Source organism: Halomonas sp. I5-271120 (assembly GCF_030553075.1).
In the GTDB taxonomy this organism is placed as follows: Bacteria; Pseudomonadota; Gammaproteobacteria; order Pseudomonadales; family Halomonadaceae; genus Onishia; species Onishia taeanensis_A.
Genome location: NZ_CP130701.1, coordinates 3,133,808 through 3,152,690, shown reverse-complemented (window position 1 = coordinate 3,152,690; position 18,883 = coordinate 3,133,808). Strand labels below are relative to the sequence as shown.

The window sequence follows — 18,883 nt, the reverse complement described above, 5'->3', positions numbered from 1 at the left end:
ATGTCGACATTTAAATGCAATGTAGATCAAGCATCCTGCCCTGCCAAGCCGACCTTGGTCGCGGCCGCTTACTGGAGCTGGCCCTGCGATTCATCTTGGCCTTGCGACTGACGCTGGCGTGCCAACACTGCCCTCAACCGCCACCAGGCAATGCCCGCCATGATCAGGTTAGCCGTCAGCATACCGGTGAAGATGCCATGCGGCCCGTCCAACCGGCTGCCCAGCCAGGCCAGCGGCACGAACAGCACGAAGAGGCGCACCACGGAAAGCGCCATGGCGTCCCGGGGCCGATGCAAGGCATTGAGCGACGACACCGAGAGGATCACCACCCCCTGGGCGCCGAGCCCCAGCGACACCAGCCAGATAAAATCGCGCAGCACCTCGCCGACCTCCGGCCCCTCGGCATAGCGAGCGGTCAGCCAGGGCGCCAGGCCCTGCAGCCCCGCCCAGATCGCCAACTGCCAGACCAGCACAAAGCCCAGGCAGCCGCCGATGGCCCGGCGCACCCGCGCGAGCTGGCCGGCGCCCAGGTTCTGGCTGACCAGCGGCGACAGCGTCATTGAAAGCGCCAGCACCACGATCTGAGCGATGGCATCCAGCCGCGATCCGACCCCGAAGGCCGCCACCGCCGCATGGCCGTGGTCGGCGACGATGCGGGTCACCAGCGCCATGGCCACCGGCGTGAACAGGCTGGTCACCGCCGCTGGCAAGGCAATGCGCCCAAGTACGCGCCAGGACTCCACCAGCGCACCAAGGGTAAGACCCCGAAAGGCAATCAGGCCGCGCAGCCGCGGCTGACAGATCAGGCCCAGCGTCATCAGCCCCCAGCTCAGCACTGTGGCGAGTGCCGCCCCGGCCACACCCATCGCCGGCACCGGCCCGGCGCCGAAGATCAACAGCGGGTCGAGCACCAGATTGAGAATCGCGGCAACGCCCATCGACAGCCCCGCCGCCAGGGTATTGCCGTGGGCACGTAGCACGCTGTTGATGATGCGCGGCGCGATCACCAGGGCGGCCCCCCAGTACCACACACCCATGTAGGCTTCGAGATAGGGCATCAGGGTGGCGTCGGCCCCCAGCAGCGAGAACAGCGACTCGATGCTTGGCAGCCCGGCAAGTGTCACCAGAGCCCCGACGAGCAGCGACAGCAGCACCGCATCCGTGGCGCGGCGTGCCAATAGGTCGTGACGGCCCTGGCCGAGCAAGCGCCCCACCACCGCCGAGGTGCCGATGCCGAGCCCGATCGCCAGGCTGATCACCGCGAAGACGACAGGAAAGGTAAAGGATACCGCCGCCAGCGGCGCAGTGCCGAGGCTGGCGATGTACCAGGCATCGACCAGGTTGAAGGTCATCATCGCCAGCATGCCGCCGATCACCGGCAGAGTCTTGCGCACCAGCGTGCGGGCGATGGGCGCTTCGAGCATCGAGCCGCGCCGGGCGGGTGACTGGGAAGAAGATGTCGACGTCATGGCAACCTCGGTCGAAAGGGGACGTCATTGTGCCCCACTCAGGCCATGGCCCCAATGTGAGCAAGGGCCGGCACCGTCTGACGCGGCCGGCCCTCTCTATTTCTCCAGCTATCTCTATTTCCCCAGCTATCTCTATTTACGTATCTCTCACTGCGCTCTTACGTACCTCTCACTGCTCTGAGCTTCTCATTCCACGCCGCCTCTCACCTCAGTCCTCGTCGCGGCGATACAGGCGCTGAATGCTCGAGAAATCAAGCCCGCCGTTGCCATTGGCCGCATGCAGGGCAAAGAGGTTACGCGCCTGAGACCCCATCGGCACCGTCGACCTTGACCCCAGCGCCAGCTCCCAGGCGAGCCCCAGATCCTTGGCCATCAGGTCGGTATGAAAGCCACCTTGGTAGTCGTTCGACGCCGGCGCTTTCTCCATCACCCCTGGCCAGGGGTTGTAGCCGTTGAGCGCCCAGTTGCCGCCGCTGCTCTGCTTCATAACCTCGGAGAGCACCGCCGGGTCGAGGCCGTTCTCGACGCCCAGCGCCAGGGCCTCTGCCGTGCCGCTCATGAGAATGCCGAGCAGCATGTTGTTGCAGATCTTGGCCACCTGACCGGCGCCGGTTTCGCCAGCGTGGAAGATGTTCTTGCCCATGGCCTCGAGAACCGGCTTGGCCCGCTCGAAGCCCTCGTCGCTGCCACCGACGATGAAAGACAGGGTGCCGGCGACCGCACCGCCCACCCCGCCCGACACGGGAGCATCCACGAAGGCAAACCCGCGCTCGGCGGCGGCGGCACCCACGGTGCGGGAATCATCCGGGGCGATGGTCGAAGCATCGATGATCAGCGGGTTACCGGCGAGGGTATCCAGCAGCCCCGGGGCACCGTCGTTGCCCAGGTAGAGCCCCTTCACATGGGCGCCGGCTGGCAGCATCGAGACCACCACCTCGGCCTCCTTGGTCACCGCCTCGGCGCTGGCGGCACGGCTAGCGCCGGCGTCCTCGAGGGTTTGCATGGCCTGATCCGATAGATCGAAGACGCAGACATCATGGCCAGCCTTGACGAGATTGGTGGCCATGGGGCCCCCCATGTTGCCAAGACCGATGAAGGCGATACGCATGGTGTGGCTCCTTGTTGGGTGGTTATGTGATCGTTGTTGTTGTTGCGTTGTTGTTGCTGCCGTTATCGTTGCTGCATCGCTGTATTACAGCTCGCGCAGCGGGTGCGTCTCAGGGTTCCACAGCGGTCGCAGCAGGGCCTCGACATCGGCCTTGGGCACCGCGCCGACGCTTGAATGCGACCAGCGCGGGGTCTTGTCCTTGTCGATTAGAAGCGCCCGCACGCCCTCGGCGAGATCACCCTTCAGACAGCACTGCACAGATAGATTGAGCTCTTCACGGAAGGCCTCGGCGAGGCCGGTGCGGGAATGACGCCGGATCATCTGCCAGACCAGCTGCGCGCTCAGCGGGCAGCCAGCGGCGAGCCGCGCCCGATTGGCGGCGAGCCAGTCATCCTGATGGTCATCGTCGAGGATGCGCGCGGCGGCATCCGTGGCCGATGCGCAGGCGGTGAGGCGCTGCAGATGATCGCGATGCGGCCACAGCTGGGCAGCCGGCGCCTGGTCCCGATTCTCGAAACGGTCGAGCACTCGCCCCACCACCGCCTGCAGCGCCCGGGCGTCATCGGCCTCGTCGAAGTCGGCAGATAGCAGCGCTTCGAACAGGGTTTCGCGGCTCTCCCGAGGCACGAAGCGGTCGGCAAGGCCCAGGTCTAAGGCGTCTCGCGCATTGAGCTGGGCGCCGGTCAGGCCCAGGTAGGCGCCGATGCCCGGCGGCATGCGGTTGAGGAACCAGCTGGCACCGATGTCCGGATAAAAGCCGATGCTGATCTCCGGCATCGCCAGCAGCGAGGTCTCGGTGACCAGGCGATGACCGGCTCCGGCCATCAGTCCCATGCCGCCGCCCATCACGATGCCGTCGCCCCACACCAGCAGCGGCTTTTCATAGCAATGAATCTGATAGTCGAGGCCGTATTCGCCGGTGAAGTAGGTCTCGGCAAGGGCGCCGCCCTCCCCGGCCTGAATCGCCTTGTAAAGCGCAACGATGTCACCGCCGGCGCAGAATGCCTTCTCGCCGGCGCCTTCCAGCCAGACGGCGACCACCCGCTCGTCATCGGCCCATTGCGTCAGGCGGGCCGAGAGCTGCTCGATCATGGCAAGCGACAGGGCGTTCAGCGCCCTTGGGGCATTGAGGGTCGCCACCCCGATAAGATACCCCTCGCGGGTCGGGCGCTCCTCGAACAGCACGGGTGCATCGGTCATCGATCGGGCTCCTTGTCGGTCGTTATCGGAGAAACTGAAAGGTGGTGGATAGGTGGCGTCGGGCGCGCCTCACTGCAGCGACTCGATCACGCCATCGGCGAGCAGACGCCGGGCGCTGATCACGCGCATGATCTCGTTAGTGCCCTCGAGGATCTGGTGCACGCGGGTGTCACGCACCAGTCGCTCCAGCGGGTATTCCTTGATGTAGCCATAGCCGCCGTGCAGCTGCAGGGCCTCGTTGCAGACGTTGAAGCCCATGTCGGTGGCGACCCGCTTGGCCATGGCGCAGTGGGCCGTGGCTTCAGGGTCGCCCTGATCGAGACGCCAGGCCGCATGGCGCACCATCAGCCGCGATGCCACCAAGTCGCTTGCCATGTCGGCCAACTTGAACTGCAGGGCCTGGAAGCTTGAGAGCTCGCGGCCGAACTGCTTGCGCTGGCCTAGATAGTCGCGAGACAGCGTCAGCGCCTGCTGGGCGGCACCCAGCGAGCAGCTGGCGATGTTGAGCCGCCCGCCGTCGAGACCCTTCATGGCCAGGCGGAAGCCTTCGCCTTCTTCACCGAGGCGATTCCCGACCGGCACCCGCACATCATCGAAGCTGACCAGCCGGGTTGGCTGGCTCTTCCAGCCCATCTTTTCTTCGTTCTTGCCGTATTCGATACCGGCACTGTCGGCGGGCACCAGGAACGCAGAGATACCGCCAGCGCCGGAATCAGACGCCCCGGTGCGCGCCATCACCACCAGCACATCGGTGGACCCGGCCCCGGAAATGAACATCTTCGAGCCGCTGATTCGATACTCGTCACCCTCGCGTACCGCCTTGCTGCGCAGGTTGGCCGCATCAGAACCGGCGCCCGGCTCGGTCAGGCAGTAGGAGGCCAGCAGCTCGCCGCTGATCAGCCGCTCGAGCCAGGTCTCGCGCAGCGCCTCGCTGCCCCAGTTGGCGATCATCCAACTGGCCATGTTGTGAATGGTCAGATAGGCCGTGGTCGAGATGCAGCCCTGGGCGAGCTGCTCGAAGATCAGCGAGGCCTCGAGCCGCGAGAGCCCCAGCCCGCCCCGCTCCTCATCGATATAGATGCCCAGAAAGCCGGCTTCCCCGGCACGCTTGATGACATCCACCGGAAAGTGCGAACGGGCATCCCAGTCGGCGGCATGGTCGGCGAGTTCGGCACGGCAGAAGTCAGCCGCCGCCTGCTGCAGGGCGTACTGGTCCTCGGTGAGTGCAAAATCCATGGTGATCTCCTCTGACGTCACCGGCCGGCAGGCGTCTCGACATCGTCTGAAACGGGCCAGCGTTAACGAAGTTGGCGTTAACGAAAGGCGCCGTACAGACAGTCGGTATTCACGTCGGCCCGGCCATAACGCTTTCCGTAGCATGAATGACAGCAAGAATGACGGGGCGGCCGCGGCCTCGCCGGGCAATGCCACCAACCTAGCATTTGCTTGGTCGGGCGCAAGCCACCCCTTGGTCTAAGGCCAACAGCAATATATTCCCTTTACGTTAACGTCAAGCATAACTAATCTGGGAGAGTCGAAGCGCCACGGCGTTCATGCGATCATTCCGTCACCGACCAATGCATCGCAACAGCATCGCTAACGCCAAGGAACGTCACTATGCCCAAGCCCAGCCAGACCGAGTCCCAGGCAACCCCGGCCGAGGCCGCCGCGGGAGCCGTGAGGCGCAAGCGAACCTTCGCGATCGGTGAGCTGGCCGAGATGTTCGAGGTAACGCCCCGCACCATCCGCTTCTACGAGCAGGAAGGGTTGCTGTCGCCTGAGCGCAAGGGCCAACGACGCATCTATCATGACAAGGACCGGGTGCGACTGAAGCTGACGCTGCGCGGCAAGCGGCTCGGTTTCACGCTGGCCGAGATTCGCGAGGTCGTCGAGCTCTACGATGCCATGCCCGACGGCAATGCCCGCCAGCTTCACCGCATCCTCGAAATTCTCGCCGAGAAGCGGGCCGATATGGAGCAACGCCTAGAGGATATCCGCCTGATGCAGCATGAGCTCGATGACGTCGAGACGCGCTGCCGGGCGGTGCTGGAGCGCCTGGACCCTTAACCCGGGCCTTAGCCTGGAATACCAGCAAAATGCGCCCCGTGTGGCGGGCGCGGCGCTCCGGTTCTAAAAGCACAATAATCATAGGAGCCAGCATGACACGCCAACGCCCCACCCCGGATTCGCCCACCACCCCGCCCGTAGCAAGCTATGTCAGTGGCACCAGCGACACGCCCCTCAAGGGCCAGACCATCGGCGACTGTTTCGATGCCACCGTCGAGCGGGTGCCCGACCGCGATGCCCTGCTAAGCCTGCACCAGGGGCTGCGTTATAGCTGGCGGGAACTGCAGGCCGAAGTCGACAAGGCCGCCCGCGCGCTGCTCGCCGCCGGTGTGGTGCAGGGCGAGCGGGTCGGTATCTGGGCGCCCAACCGGGCCGAGTGGACCATCACCCAGTTCGCCACCGCCAAGATCGGCGCCATCCTGGTCAACCTGAACCCGAGCTATCGCACCCACGAGCTGGAATACGCCCTCACCCAGTCCGCCACCGCGACCCTGATTCTGCAGGGGCGCTTCAAGGCCTCGAACTACGTGCAGATGATCGCCGAGCTGGCACCGGAGCTCGCCAAGCCGCAAGAAGGCGGCCTGAACTGCCCTCACCTGCCGGCGCTCAAGCGGGTGATCTGCCTGGATGCCGCCGATGCCCTGCCCGGCATGCTCACCTGGCAAGGCCTACTGGAAGGGGCCGAGACGGTCAGCCAGGCACAACTCGCCGAGGTTCAGGGGGCGCTGCAGTTCGATGAGCCGATCAACATCCAGTACACCTCTGGGACCACCGGCTCGCCCAAGGGCGCGACGCTTTCCCACCACAACATTCTCAACAACGGCTTCTTCGTGGCCCGCGCCATGGGGTTCTCTGAGGCCGACCGGCTGGTGATTCCGGTGCCGCTCTATCATTGCTTCGGCATGGTGATGGGCAACCTGGGCTGCATGACGCACGGCGCGACCATTATCTATCCCGGAGACGGCTTCGACGCCGAAGCGACGCTTACGGCCGTGGAAAACGAGCGCGCCACCGCCCTCTTCGGCGTGCCGACCATGTTCATCGCCGAACTGGAACATCCGCGCTTTGCCGAGTTCGACCTTTCGACACTGCGCACCGGCATCATGGCCGGCTCTATCTGCCCCATCGAGGTGATGCGCCAGGTGATCGACAAGATGCACATGGAAGGCGTGACCATCTGCTACGGCATGACCGAGACCAGCCCGGTCAGCTTCCAGACCCTCACCGATGCCCCGCTCGAGAAACGCGTCACCACCGTGGGCACCATTCACCCGCACCTGGAGGTCAAGCTGGTCGATCCTTCCAACGGCGCCGTGGTGCCACGCGGCGAGCGCGGCGAACTGTGTACCCGCGGCTATAGCGTGATGCTCGGCTACTGGGACAACCCGGATGCCACCGCCAAATCCATCGACGCCAGCCGCTGGATGCACACCGGCGACCTCGCCACCATGGACGAAGACGGCTACGTGGCGATTGTCGGTCGCATCAAGGACATGATCATCCGCGGCGGCGAGAACATCTATCCCCGCGAGATCGAGGACTTCCTCTACACCCACCCCGCCATCTCGGACGTGCAGGTGATCGGCGTACCCGATGCCAAGTACGGCGAAGAAGTGATGGCCTGGGTCAAGCTGGTCGAGGGTGAAGAGTTGGATGAAGAAGGCCTGAGAGGCTTCTGCCAGGGCAAGATCGCCCACTTCAAGATTCCCCGCTACGTGAAGTTCGTCGACGCCTTCCCGATGACCGTTACCGGCAAGATCCAGAAGTTCAAGATGCGCGAAGAAGCCACCCACGAGCTGGGGCTGTAACGCCACCTTCCAATAGGAACCGTGTAATTCCTGATACCTGCAAGACCTGAATCACACCTCGAAAGCTGTGCCCCCAGCTTTCGGGGTGTTTTCATTGGAATAGGGTCACCAACAGCAAGAGTATTCGCTTAGCGGCAGATACGGATGTTTTCCACGCAGCCTTTTGCATCCAACGCCACCAATCAATAAGCTGACTGTTCACGGTCAGTAACAGCCCAGAAATGACCGATAGCATCGCGCTAAGGAAAGGACTACTGCATGGATGGCAGGGAGCCATCACGATATGCTCAAGTAGGGGCGGTAGCGTGGCCGGTACCCTTCCAAATTTTCGTGCTATCCCAAATTCAGGCCTCACCGCCCGCTTGTAGCGGTTCACTCGCATGGCCGCTCTTACCCGGCTTGGCAGTGTTGGTATGCACTACGTCTCCATGCCCGACTACCTCAGGGCATGGATAAATGCACAGTATTATTGGATCCGGCAAAAAGCGCAGGCGTGCGAATTCTGCATAGGTAGCCGAGCCATTCTTGGAAACCTTTTCTATCAAAGGGTTAGGTAAGGAATTGCGCGCTCGTTTATTGACTTGAACGCGCGTGCACGTTCAAGTCAATAAACGAGCGCGCAGTCTAATCACTGTTATGCCTCACAGCCAAGTTACAATCTCATTCAAATTAGGAGATAGAAAATGAAAATAGTTACCGTCATAGCACTCTTTTGTGCAGCAGCAGTTGTTCCGTCATTCGCTCAGGCATCACTTTATGACCCATCAATCGAGCACGAGCCGAAGGATGGTGTCGTCAAACTGTATGGTGCTGGGGGGCCGAATACCGCCTTCAAAAAAGTCGCTGAGGTCTGGGAAAACCGTTCGGGTACCAAAGTGGAAATTATCGCCGGGCCTGAAAGCAGATGGTCTGCTGATGCGCAGGCAGATGCCGATATACTTTGGGGTACTTCGGAGCAGTCGATGACGGCATTCCTGCTAACCTACAAGACCTTCGACCCCAGCAAGGTCGAGCCGATCTATATCAGGCCCACCGTTATAGCCGTTAAGGCCGGCAACCCAAAGAATATTCAGGGCTTTGACGCGCTTCTAGTGGAAGGAATGAAAATCGTCGTTACGGAGGGCAAGGGCATCTACAACACCTCCGGAACTGGAACATGGGAAGACGTCGCCGGACGCATGGGCTCGCTGAATGACGTCGCGCAGTTTCGGAAGAATATCGTGTCGTACTCGCTCGGCTCTGGCGCCAGCTTCAATGCGTTCAAGGAGCTGGACGCTGATGCCTGGATTACCTGGCCGAACTGGCCAATCACGCACCCCGATGTATTGGAGCTTGTTCGCTTAGATGAAGGCCGAACGATCTGGCGAGATGTCAATGTAGTCATCTCACCTGACGCAGACCGTGAGGCGCAGATGTTCCTAGACTTTCTGGTTACCGAAGAAGCGCAAAAGATAATGGCCACCGAAGGGTGGCGGAGATAATCGCTATTTATTAGTTGCCCCATAATCCGATGCATAACAAGGCGCTGCACCGGACGGCAATTCCGCTGCGCTCCATTGCCGCCGGTGAGCTTAGTCGTTATGCCTCACAGCCAAGTTACAATCTCATTCAAATTAGGAGATAGAAAATGAAAATAGTTACCGTCATAGCACTCTTTTGTGCAGCAGCAGTTGTTCCGTCATTCGCTCAGGCATCACTTTATGACCCATCAATCGAGCACGAGCCGAAGGATGGTGTCGTCAAACTGTATGGTGCTGGGGGGCCGAATACCGCCTTCAAAAAAGTCGCTGAGGTCTGGGAAAACCGTTCGGGTACCAAAGTGGAAATTATCGCCGGGCCTGAAAGCAGATGGTCTGCTGATGCGCAGGCAGATGCCGATATACTTTGGGGTACTTCGGAGCAGTCGATGACGGCATTCCTGCTAACCTACAAGACCTTCGACCCCAGCAAGGTCGAGCCGATCTATATCAGGCCCACCGTTATAGCCGTTAAGGCCGGCAACCCAAAGAATATTCAGGGCTTTGACGCGCTTCTAGTGGAAGGAATGAAAATCGTCGTTACGGAGGGCAAGGGCATCTACAACACCTCCGGAACTGGAACATGGGAAGACGTCGCCGGACGCATGGGCTCGCTGAATGACGTCGCGCAGTTTCGGAAGAATATCGTGTCGTACTCGCTCGGCTCTGGCGCCAGCTTCAATGCGTTCAAGGAGCTGGACGCTGATGCCTGGATTACCTGGCCGAACTGGCCAATCACGCACCCCGATGTATTGGAGCTTGTTCGCTTAGATGAAGGCCGAACGATCTGGCGAGATGTCAATGTAGTCATCTCACCTGACGCAGACCGTGAGGCGCAGATGTTCCTAGACTTTCTGGTTACCGAAGAAGCGCAAAAGATAATGGCCACCGAAGGGTGGCGGAGATAATCGCTATTTATTAGTTGCCCCATAATCCGATGCATAACAAGGCGCTGCACCGGACGGCAATTCCGCTGCGCTCCATTGCCGCCGGTGAGCTTAGTCGTTATGCCTCACAGCCAAGTTACAATCTCATTCAAATTAGGAGATAGAAAATGAAAATAGTTACCGTCATAGCACTCTTTTGTGCAGCAGCAGTTGTTCCGTCATTCGCTCAGGCATCACTTTATGACCCATCAATCGAGCACGAGCCGAAGGATGGTGTCGTCAAACTGTATGGTGCTGGGGGGCCGAATACCGCCTTCAAAAAAGTCGCTGAGGTCTGGGAAAACCGTTCGGGTACCAAAGTGGAAATTATCGCCGGGCCTGAAAGCAGATGGTCTGCTGATGCGCAGGCAGATGCCGATATACTTTGGGGTACTTCGGAGCAGTCGATGACGGCATTCCTGCTAACCTACAAGACCTTCGACCCCAGCAAGGTCGAGCCGATCTATATCAGGCCCACCGTTATAGCCGTTAAGGCCGGCAACCCAAAGAATATTCAGGGCTTTGACGCGCTTCTAGTGGAAGGAATGAAAATCGTCGTTACGGAGGGCAAGGGCATCTACAACACCTCCGGAACTGGAACATGGGAAGACGTCGCCGGACGCATGGGCTCGCTGAATGACGTCGCGCAGTTTCGGAAGAATATCGTGTCGTACTCGCTCGGCTCTGGCGCCAGCTTCAATGCGTTCAAGGAGCTGGACGCTGATGCCTGGATTACCTGGCCGAACTGGCCAATCACGCACCCCGATGTATTGGAGCTTGTTCGCTTAGATGAAGGCCGAACGATCTGGCGAGATGTCAATGTAGTCATCTCACCTGACGCAGACCGTGAGGCGCAGATGTTCCTAGACTTTCTGGTTACCGAAGAAGCGCAAAAGATAATGGCCACCGAAGGGTGGCGGAGATAATCGCTATTTATTAGTTGCCCCATAATCCGATGCATAACAAGGCGCTGCACCGGACGGCAATTCCGCTGCGCTCCATTGCCGCCGGTGAGCTTAGTCGTTAGATTTTTTATGGCCATATATACCGAGTTCGCCAGTTGGCTGAACAACAATCAAGGTGTTCTGACGCTATCAATATTCTTGGCCACGATCCTGCTGGGTTGGGTTAGCGGAATATTCTCAGCTCTTAGACGGAAACCTAAGTTTGCGCTCAGAGTTATTGATGGGCCGACTTTCGCGTGCACATTTACCACAGGGAAAAAGAAGGGGCAATTTGAGGTTCATCGTACCTGTATAGCTCTGTACCTGAGCGTATCGAATGTTGGGTCTTCGCCATCCAGCCTGGAAGCTCTTTCGGTGGGCTACCACTGGAATCTCAAACCTTTCAGTCTACTATGGGTAAAACACTCAATAGGTTGGTTCTGGCTAAACCAGCAAGCTGTCGCTTTGGAGGATTTTCAAGCAAAAATTGGTGAATCCACGAAGGTATACCCTTTCCTCTTCCAGAACGCCAGTTCGGGCTTCAACAAAGTAGAAACCTACTTAAACATTGGACAATCAACGAATGGAGTCGTTTATTTCGAACAACCAGATAGTTGGGGTGGCTGCTTTCCTAAAGTGAACAGGGAAGAGGTCGAGGTTAGGGTGAAGCTTGCCGATACCTTTGGAAGAATGCACACCAAAAAGTTCAGAATACCGATGGTTTCCCTCGAGTATGCTCGAAAATACAACCCCTCTTTCGGGAAAACTCTTTCGGAGCTCAATGGTGAAAAGCTTCCATTTGATCTTGTCTGAATCTAACCATCGGCTGCACAGCGACCGATTTTCCGCCGCTTCGCAGCTCCAAACCGGCGCGTGAGCTGGGCGCCATGACTCAAATTCTGCAAAGGCATGTTAAAGAGGTAGATCTTGAAAAAATTTATTAAAAAAATATCAACTACCGTTCCGTATTCAGAAGATCAAATAGATATTGAACTGAATGGGAAAAATCTTATTCTTACTGGTTCAAATGGATCAGGCAAGACATCTTTAGTAGACAGTATCTATAAAAAACTTATTGATATTGTACGCTCTAAGAAACTGGATAACCTTAAGAAATGGGAGCAACAAAAACTACATTGGATTGGACAGCGAGATAACGCCCAGGAAGGTTCTTCTCAATATCAAAACGCAAAAAAACAAATTGAACATTTAGATCGTGAGATTGATAGCGTAACCAGCAGTCCTAATATTACAATTAGTGACCACCTTGAGTTTTCTCGAATGGTAGACAGTGAATTGGGAGTCATTGAATTATTTCCAGCTGTCAGACAGTCTCAAATTCAGGATGCCCGAAGTGCATCGGGAACAAACTATAATAAAGGCGACTTAAACAACCAAAGATCTGGTGCTCAAATTGGAAACCAGCTAGAACAGCACCTGGTTAACTTATATACCCGCCGATCATTCTCTATTACTGAGCATAGAAACCAGGAATTAGAGAAAGAGATAACTAAGTGGCTATCTGATTTTGATGACAATCTAAAGTTTTTAATGGAAGATCAGTCAGTCCATCTAAACTTCGATGCAGATAATTTCAAGTTTTATATTAAACAAGATGGTAAGGAACCTTATACGTTTCAGAATCTCTCTTCAGGGTATTCGTCGATTTTTAGCGTATTCTCAAAACTTTTGATGCGTTCTGAATATTTAAAGGTCAGTCCCTCAAAGCTGTGTGGTGTAGCTATTATCGACGAAATAGATGCTCACCTACACGTAACCCTACAGCGGAAAATATTGCCTTTTCTATCTGAATCATTCCCTGGGATTCAGTATATAGTCACGACTCATTCTCCCTTTGTTCTAACATCCGTAAGTAATGCCGAAATATATGACATTAGCAGGAGGGAACAAGTTGGGGATCTTTCTTCTTATTCCTATGAATCTGTTCTAGAAGGATTGTTTGGAGTGAGTTCAGCTTCTGATATTCTTCAGAATAAAATTCGGGAAATAGCAATAAAAATTGAAGATGAAAACACGAATACCGAAGAATTAGAAACCTTAGTTAATAAACTGGAAAGCAATCAAGATATTTTGGACGAAGAGTCTAGGTTTTACCTTAATAGTGCAAAACTAGAGATAAATAAGATCAAGAAGGGGGTAGGGAAATAGATGTTCAATGTGACTAGACCCGCTGACGCCCCAGAATCCTTGGCCGCAAGGAGAAGCTACTCTGAAGAAGACGTATTAAATAAACTCAGGGAGATTTTCTACGATAAGTGCTATCTCTGTGAAATAAAAGACCCTACTTCAATTAATGTAGAGCATTTTTATGCTCACCAAGGTAATTTGGATAAGAAGTTTGATTGGCATAACCTATTTTATGTCTGCGGCCGATGCAATAATATAAAACTGGCCAAATATAATAACTTATTAGATTGTACCAATGATGACGTAGATGTTTTTAGATCGATAAAACATCTACCTCCTCACACACCTTATCAAAGCAAAATCATAATAGAGCCAATATTCACTGACGAAAAAACTATCGAAACAGCTGCACTGCTAGATGAAATATTTAACACAGAAAAAACTATTAACAAAAAGATAACAGGGAAATATCTAAGGAAAAAAGTCTTTCAAAAATATAACCGTTTTTTAGAGCTCGTGAATGAATATTTAGATGATGAGCTTCCGCAAACAAGGAAAGATGATGCGCTTGAGCGGTTACAAGTACTAATGTCCAGAAATCAAGAATTTTCAGCATTTATAAGATGGGTTGTACTTGAAGATAATTATCTAAATGAGTTACTAGGGGCTAGAATAGATTGATTCTCGCCGCCTAGACATAACAAACGCGTTAATTAGGACGCTCGCAAGCTCGCACCTATTATGCGAGCGTTAAACGCTCAAAACACTGATCATCAACGGGAGGGTCAGCCATGGAATTCGATTACAGAGCAGACGACGACTCTGGCCCCATGTATATGGGCGACTATGAACTCGGGACAAGCCTGTTACAAACCATCGAACCCGGTGATGAAGTGACGCTCAAGGTTGGTGGAAACAGGGTTAACGTCACAGTCGACACGAGCAATGCCGATTCGTACGCGGGGACTGTAAGCCGCATCATCGACGATTCCGATGCATTCGGTGACCTTGAGGCTGGTGATGAGGTGGAGTTTCTACACTCCAATATCTGGGCTAGGTATCGGAGTTAATGAGCGTTCAACCAGTCGCTATAGTACGCGGCCGATGGGCGCCGCTAAGCTCAGCGCTAGGCCACTCAATAATCGAAGATCGGATATGCCTTTAATAGTTGAAGCACTGTCCTTACCAGATAACCTTCCGCATCCAAAGGCTATTGAGTCATTTGGAGATAACTTTCATGGCTACAATCCGGAGTTTTGGGAATTTTTTTATCGGACACGCCGGTACTTAAGCCGTATAACCGAGACCGAGCTCCGCGAAAGATACGTTGCGCTTCACCGAAATCTTCGGACGCTTACTGCAACTGACCGCGATAAAATTCCGATTCAAAGTTTCTTATCCTCATGGTATTGGCATAAGAAAGAGCATCAGACACGGCTGGAATTTGCGCTTCGTGATTTGGAACTTCCAATAGCCCCAAAAACAGCACCATTTCAAGAGGTCGATAAAACTCCAATTCGCCGTCCACGTTCCCCTAATTGCGCAGACGTCTTATATCGCTACGGTGATGTTAGCTATTTAGAGCCAATGCTTTACGAGGGAAAAATTCGACTGGCGGCGGCTGGTTATTATCGGGATATTGAGTTGGGTGAAGTCCGGTCCGATGACGAGTTGAATAAGCACTCTTATTCTCCCGGAGAATATATCAAGATAATTAACCCTGATAGCAGCGAGTCTCCCATCATTGGCGATCTCAAAAGGACTAAAAGTACGCTGGACTACTATGCGTTGTGTATGTCTTGCGACTGGGATGTCGACTTGTTAGAAGACTTTGGTGCCAATTGCTGCGTCGTCATACACGACACAGATGAGTTCGCATCACGGCTCGAGCGGGCCGCCAAGCAGGTTATCGGTGGTTGGTACTATCATCATAATCCAGTCGAATACTTCGACCCCTACGACGTAGGGCGTAATCAGTATTTCGACGCCGCGATGTGCAAAAACTTTCGTTTTGCATATCAGAGGGAGTATCGATACATCTGGACAAGCTTAGAGGGAATTGAAGCTGAAGGATTTACGCACTTGGAGCTAGGTTCGATCGAAGATATCGCAACCATCTATAAATTTAACAATTAAAACTAATTTGCCCAACAGGTCGCTGCAGTTGACCGCCCAAAACGCTCGCGCGTTTCGGGTTCCCTCCGCACTCTGCGGCTGCTTGCCTGAAGACAAGCGGGCTCATCGTTTCATCCCAATGGATGCAGAGGATTTCTCCTATCCGGGTGGTAGAACGCCCGCTTACACGGCGATTGAAATCAACATGATGCAGGGGCGTAACTCTGAGACGCAGAAGGCGCTGATCAAGGAGTTGTTCGCCAAAATAGAGTCCGAGGTAGGCATTTCGCCCGTGGACATTGAGATCACGATAAAAGAGCAGCCAGCTCACTGCTGGGGCTTTCGGGGCATGACAGGCGATGAGGCGCGAGACCTCAATTATTCCGTCAAAGTATGATGTGACGTATGTGGCCCGCGACTTTCGGACGAGAAGTCGTCGGCTACCCCGCCTCCAGCAAGGTACTCAGCACGCGCTTGACCCGCTTGATGCCGCTGACCAGCGCGGCCTTGATCTCGGCCATGGTGATGTCACGCTCGACAAAGTCGGGAGAAGGATCCACCAGCAGCGCCAAGCGGGCATAGATGATTTCAAACTCACGGACCAGGGTCGCTTGGGGCATGCCGTGCATGCCCCTACCCGATTACAGCCCTCGCGGTTCAGGCAGTTGTGGCTTCGTCCGCTGCCTGCCAGGTGCCACGCGCGGCGATGCGGTGGGCGAAGGCCGTCACATCGGCGGGTGCTCGTCCCAGCGCCCGCTGCACCCCATCTCCAACATGGGCGTTGCGCCCGTCGAGCACGGTCTCGAACAGGTACTTCAGCAGCCAAACGATCTCATCCGGCGCACCGGACTCGGCCAGCGCCTCGGCGAAGGCATCCTTGGGAATCGGTGTGAAGCGCACCTCGCGCCCGGCCGCACAGGAGATCTCGTCGGCCAGCTCGGTGAAGGTCAGGCAGCGCGGCCCGGTGACCTCGTAGGTCTCATAGGCGTGGCCCGGTTCGGTCAGCGCCGCCACCGCTACATCGGCGATATCGTTGACGTCTATGAAGGGCTCGGGAATGTCTGCGGCGGGCAGAGTGATAGCGCCCTCTCGTACCATGCCGAGAAACTCGCCTTCCGAGAAGTTCTGCAGAAACCAGCTCGCTCTCACCACCGTCCACTCGACACCTGCCGCCTGGACGATCCGTTCGCAGGCCTGGGCCTCCTCCTCGCCACGTCCCGACAACAGCACTAGGCGCTGGACTCCGCTGGACACAGCCTCGTCCACGAAGCGCCGGATCGCTTCGGTGGCACCGGGGATCGCCAGGTCCGGGGCGTAGGTGATGTAGACCGCCGATACGCCCTGAAGGACCGCCTGCCAGCCGCTTGGATCCTGCCAGTCGAAGGCTGGCAGCGTCGTGCGTGAAGCGATTCGGGTGCAAATGCCGCGCGCCTTGAGTCGCTCGGCGACGCGGCGCCCGGTCTTGCCGGTGCCGCCCAGCACCAGCACGAGCTCGTCCTGGGCCTGACGGGAAGTCTGATGGGAAGTTGATGTCGCGTTCATGAGGGCCCTCCTCTCTAGGGGCGATGATGACGGTTGCCATACCGCTCAAGATTAAGGGGCGTGTTACTTTGCCACCATGCTCGGGGTGCTCAGATACATACGCATCCGTCTATAATCGAGCGATGGATACGCTAGGTGGATTATTGGACGCGCCACGGGCGCGAGGCGCCTTCGCCCTGCGCACGGTGATGCGTGCCCCTTGGTCACTGCGCATCCTCGCCGAATCGCCGCTGACGCTGATCGCCGGCATGACCGGCGAGGCGTGGCTGCTGTCGGATGAGGGCGCACCGATGCGCATCGGCCCGGGGGATATCGCCGTCACCCGCTCTCCTGTTCACTACACCATCGCCCACGCCCCCGACGCTCCGCCGCAGGTGGTCATCCATCCGGGACAGCACTGCCGCGACCTGGCGGGACAATCGGTGCATGACGCCATGACCCACGGGGTGCGCACCTGGGGCAACGATCCTGCGGGCGACACGACGTTTCTCGTCGGCGCCTACGAGCACCTGAGCGATATCAGCGATCGTCTGCTGCGCGCCCTCCCCCCGGTACTGATGCTGTCCCGCGATGACTGGGAATCGCCGCTCGTGGCCCTGCTATGCGACGCTATGGCGATCGATGAGCCGGGCCAGGCGGCAGTGCTCGACCGCCTGCTCGACCTGCTGATTACTGCTGTACTCAAGGCCTGGTTCGCCCGGGAGGAGGCGGGGCGACCGGCCTGGTGGCGCCATCAGGGCGACCGCATCGTGGAGCATGCCCTGCGCATGATGCACGACCGCCCAGCACACCCATGGACGCTGGAGACCCTGGCGATGGAGGCTGGCGCCTCGCGAGCCGCTCTAGCGCGGCGCTTCCATGAACGGGTCGGCGAGCCGCCCATGACCTTCCTCAAGCACTGGCGCATGGCCCTGGCGGCGGACCTGCTTTGCCAGCCCGATGCCACGGTGAGCGGCGTGGCGGAGCAAGTCGGCTATGCCACCCCCTATGCCTTCAGCGCCGCCTTCAAGCGTGTCAGGGGGATGAGCCCGGCACAGCATCGCGCAGCGGCCCGCTAGGCTGTTGGCTGCTGAATCGCCGCCGTCATCGCCTGCCGCAAGTCGCGCAGTGTCTCATCAAGCCAGTCACGAAAGGCGACGACTCGAGGGGCATCCGCCGCCCCTGGCAGGCTGACCAGGTAGTAGCTGAATTCCGTGCGCCGCCAAGGGCGCAAGGCAATGACCTCACCATGATCGATCGCCTCCTGGGCCACCGACAGGCGTGACAGGCACAACCCCAGCCCTTTACGGCAGGCGGCTAGCGCCAGCCCGCTGTCCGAGACCTTGAGTCGTCGCAACTCCTGCGGCGCATATAGCCCCGCCTCTCGCCACCATGGATGCCAGTGGCTCCAGGGTTCCGTGGACAGCGCACTATCGTCCTCAATGAAGCAGGCGTGTCGCCAATCCGCGTACTCCCCATCACCATGAACCGGAGCCAATACCGTGATGGCTTCGTCAAGCAGGGGCACGACACTCAGGCCAGGGTAGTTTCCGGTGCCAAACCGAATCGCGACATCGACCTTGCCAGCGCGGAGATCGACCATCCGGTTGTCACCAATAAGCGTGAGATCCAGCCCCGGGTGGCGGCGCAGCAGTTCGCCCACCCGTGGCATCAGGGCATGCTGCAGGAAAGCCTGGGGCGCAGACACCCGTAGCGGTCCGTCGAGACTCGGCTGACTCAGCTCACGGGTGGCGCGATCGATGAGAGTAAAAGCCTCGGCGATGCGTTCCTGGTAGCGCACGCCGGCCTCGGTGAGCACCACCCCACGCGCCTTTCGCTCAAATAGCCGCAGGCCCAGGCTCTCTTCCAACGCCTTGATGCGATGGCTGACGGCGGCGGCGGTAACATGCAGCTCATCGGCGGCCGCACTGAAGCTGCCATGGCGCGCCGCCGCCTCGAAGGCGTGCAGGGTGGGCAAAGGTAGCCGAGAGGAAGACGACATGGCTTACTCCGGTTAAGCCTATGGGTGAGAAACGATACATTGCTGTTATATATTTTAG

General features: G+C 57.4%; 19 protein-coding genes. 12 read left to right on the top strand and 7 right to left on the bottom strand.

The genetic code is table 11. The features are described 5' to 3' along the window. Positions 1–68: 68 nt before the first annotated feature. The 4 genes from Q2K57_RS14195 to Q2K57_RS14180 all read right to left on the bottom strand — a co-directional run bounded on the left by Q2K57_RS14195 (position 69) and on the right by Q2K57_RS14180 (position 5,013). Complete coding sequence (locus Q2K57_RS14195; RefSeq protein WP_304525468.1) at positions 69–1,469, bottom strand: MATE family efflux transporter; 1,401 nt, start codon at positions 1,467–1,469, stop codon at positions 69–71. A gap of 208 nt (positions 1,470–1,677) precedes the next feature. Continuing rightward, positions 1,678–2,577, bottom strand: coding sequence for a 3-hydroxyisobutyrate dehydrogenase (gene mmsB, locus Q2K57_RS14190; protein WP_304525467.1), 900 nt, complete (start codon positions 2,575–2,577; stop codon positions 1,678–1,680). Between the two features lie 84 nt (positions 2,578–2,661). Beyond that, positions 2,662–3,777 (bottom strand): enoyl-CoA hydratase/isomerase family protein, encoded by a 1,116-nt coding sequence (locus Q2K57_RS14185; protein WP_304525466.1) that lies wholly within the window; start codon positions 3,775–3,777, stop codon positions 2,662–2,664. A 69-nt stretch (positions 3,778–3,846) separates the two neighbouring features. Next, complete coding sequence (locus Q2K57_RS14180; protein ID WP_304525465.1) at positions 3,847–5,013, bottom strand: acyl-CoA dehydrogenase family protein; 1,167 nt, start codon at positions 5,011–5,013, stop codon at positions 3,847–3,849. 381 nt (positions 5,014–5,394) lie between these two features. Between Q2K57_RS14180 and Q2K57_RS14175 the strand changes: the two genes are divergently transcribed. The 11 genes from Q2K57_RS14175 to Q2K57_RS14125 all read left to right on the top strand — a co-directional run bounded on the left by Q2K57_RS14175 (position 5,395) and on the right by Q2K57_RS14125 (position 15,699). Further along, positions 5,395–5,844 carry a MerR family DNA-binding transcriptional regulator gene (locus Q2K57_RS14175; RefSeq protein ID WP_304525464.1) on the top strand — a complete coding sequence of 150 codons (450 nt, stop codon included), beginning with the start codon at positions 5,395–5,397 and terminating at the stop codon, positions 5,842–5,844. A 92-nt stretch (positions 5,845–5,936) separates the two neighbouring features. Continuing rightward, a complete protein-coding gene (locus Q2K57_RS14170; RefSeq protein ID WP_304525463.1) occupies positions 5,937–7,652 on the top strand; it encodes an AMP-binding protein in 1,716 nt (571 codons plus the stop codon). Between the two features lie 683 nt (positions 7,653–8,335). Continuing rightward, positions 8,336–9,133 carry a substrate-binding domain-containing protein gene (locus Q2K57_RS14165; RefSeq protein ID WP_015485957.1) on the top strand — a complete coding sequence of 266 codons (798 nt, stop codon included), beginning with the start codon at positions 8,336–8,338 and terminating at the stop codon, positions 9,131–9,133. Between the two features lie 146 nt (positions 9,134–9,279). Then, positions 9,280–10,077, top strand: coding sequence for a substrate-binding domain-containing protein (locus Q2K57_RS14160; RefSeq protein WP_015485957.1), 798 nt, complete (start codon positions 9,280–9,282; stop codon positions 10,075–10,077). Positions 10,078–10,223: 146 nt separating this feature from the next. Further along, entirely contained in the window at positions 10,224–11,021 is a 798-nt protein-coding gene (locus Q2K57_RS14155; RefSeq protein ID WP_015485957.1) for a substrate-binding domain-containing protein, read from the top strand. Positions 11,022–11,129: 108 nt separating this feature from the next. Next, positions 11,130–11,852, top strand: coding sequence for a hypothetical protein (locus Q2K57_RS14150; protein WP_304525462.1), 723 nt, complete (start codon positions 11,130–11,132; stop codon positions 11,850–11,852). A 114-nt stretch (positions 11,853–11,966) separates the two neighbouring features. Further along, entirely contained in the window at positions 11,967–13,208 is a 1,242-nt protein-coding gene (locus Q2K57_RS14145) for an AAA family ATPase (RefSeq protein WP_304525461.1), read from the top strand. Beyond that, complete coding sequence (locus Q2K57_RS14140) at positions 13,209–13,868, top strand: hypothetical protein (protein ID WP_304525460.1); 660 nt, start codon at positions 13,209–13,211, stop codon at positions 13,866–13,868. 110 nt (positions 13,869–13,978) lie between these two features. Next, complete coding sequence (locus Q2K57_RS14135; RefSeq protein ID WP_304525459.1) at positions 13,979–14,257, top strand: hypothetical protein; 279 nt, start codon at positions 13,979–13,981, stop codon at positions 14,255–14,257. A gap of 85 nt (positions 14,258–14,342) precedes the next feature. Beyond that, on the top strand, positions 14,343–15,323 hold the full coding sequence (locus Q2K57_RS14130; protein WP_304525458.1) for a hypothetical protein: 981 nt from the start codon (positions 14,343–14,345) through the stop codon (positions 15,321–15,323). Between the two features lie 28 nt (positions 15,324–15,351). Then, on the top strand, positions 15,352–15,699 hold the full coding sequence (locus Q2K57_RS14125) for a tautomerase family protein (protein ID WP_304525457.1): 348 nt from the start codon (positions 15,352–15,354) through the stop codon (positions 15,697–15,699). Between the two features lie 43 nt (positions 15,700–15,742). Here Q2K57_RS14125 and Q2K57_RS14120 read toward each other — a convergent pair whose 3' ends face one another. Further along, positions 15,743–15,922: a hypothetical protein gene (locus Q2K57_RS14120; protein WP_304525456.1), complete on the bottom strand. Its 180-nt coding sequence runs from the start codon at positions 15,920–15,922 to the stop codon at positions 15,743–15,745. A 37-nt stretch (positions 15,923–15,959) separates the two neighbouring features. After that, complete coding sequence (locus Q2K57_RS14115; RefSeq protein WP_304525455.1) at positions 15,960–16,844, bottom strand: NAD(P)H-binding protein; 885 nt, start codon at positions 16,842–16,844, stop codon at positions 15,960–15,962. Positions 16,845–16,987: 143 nt separating this feature from the next. Here Q2K57_RS14115 and Q2K57_RS14110 point away from each other — a divergent pair, with 143 nt between their 5' ends. Continuing rightward, positions 16,988–17,902: an AraC family transcriptional regulator gene (locus tag Q2K57_RS14110; protein ID WP_304525454.1), complete on the top strand. Its 915-nt coding sequence runs from the start codon at positions 16,988–16,990 to the stop codon at positions 17,900–17,902. Here Q2K57_RS14110 and Q2K57_RS14105 read toward each other — a convergent pair. Next, positions 17,899–18,825, bottom strand: coding sequence for a LysR substrate-binding domain-containing protein (locus tag Q2K57_RS14105; protein WP_304525453.1), 927 nt, complete (start codon positions 18,823–18,825; stop codon positions 17,899–17,901). The two genes, Q2K57_RS14110 and Q2K57_RS14105, sit on opposite strands and share 4 nt — an antisense overlap. Positions 18,826–18,883: the final 58 nt, after the last annotated feature.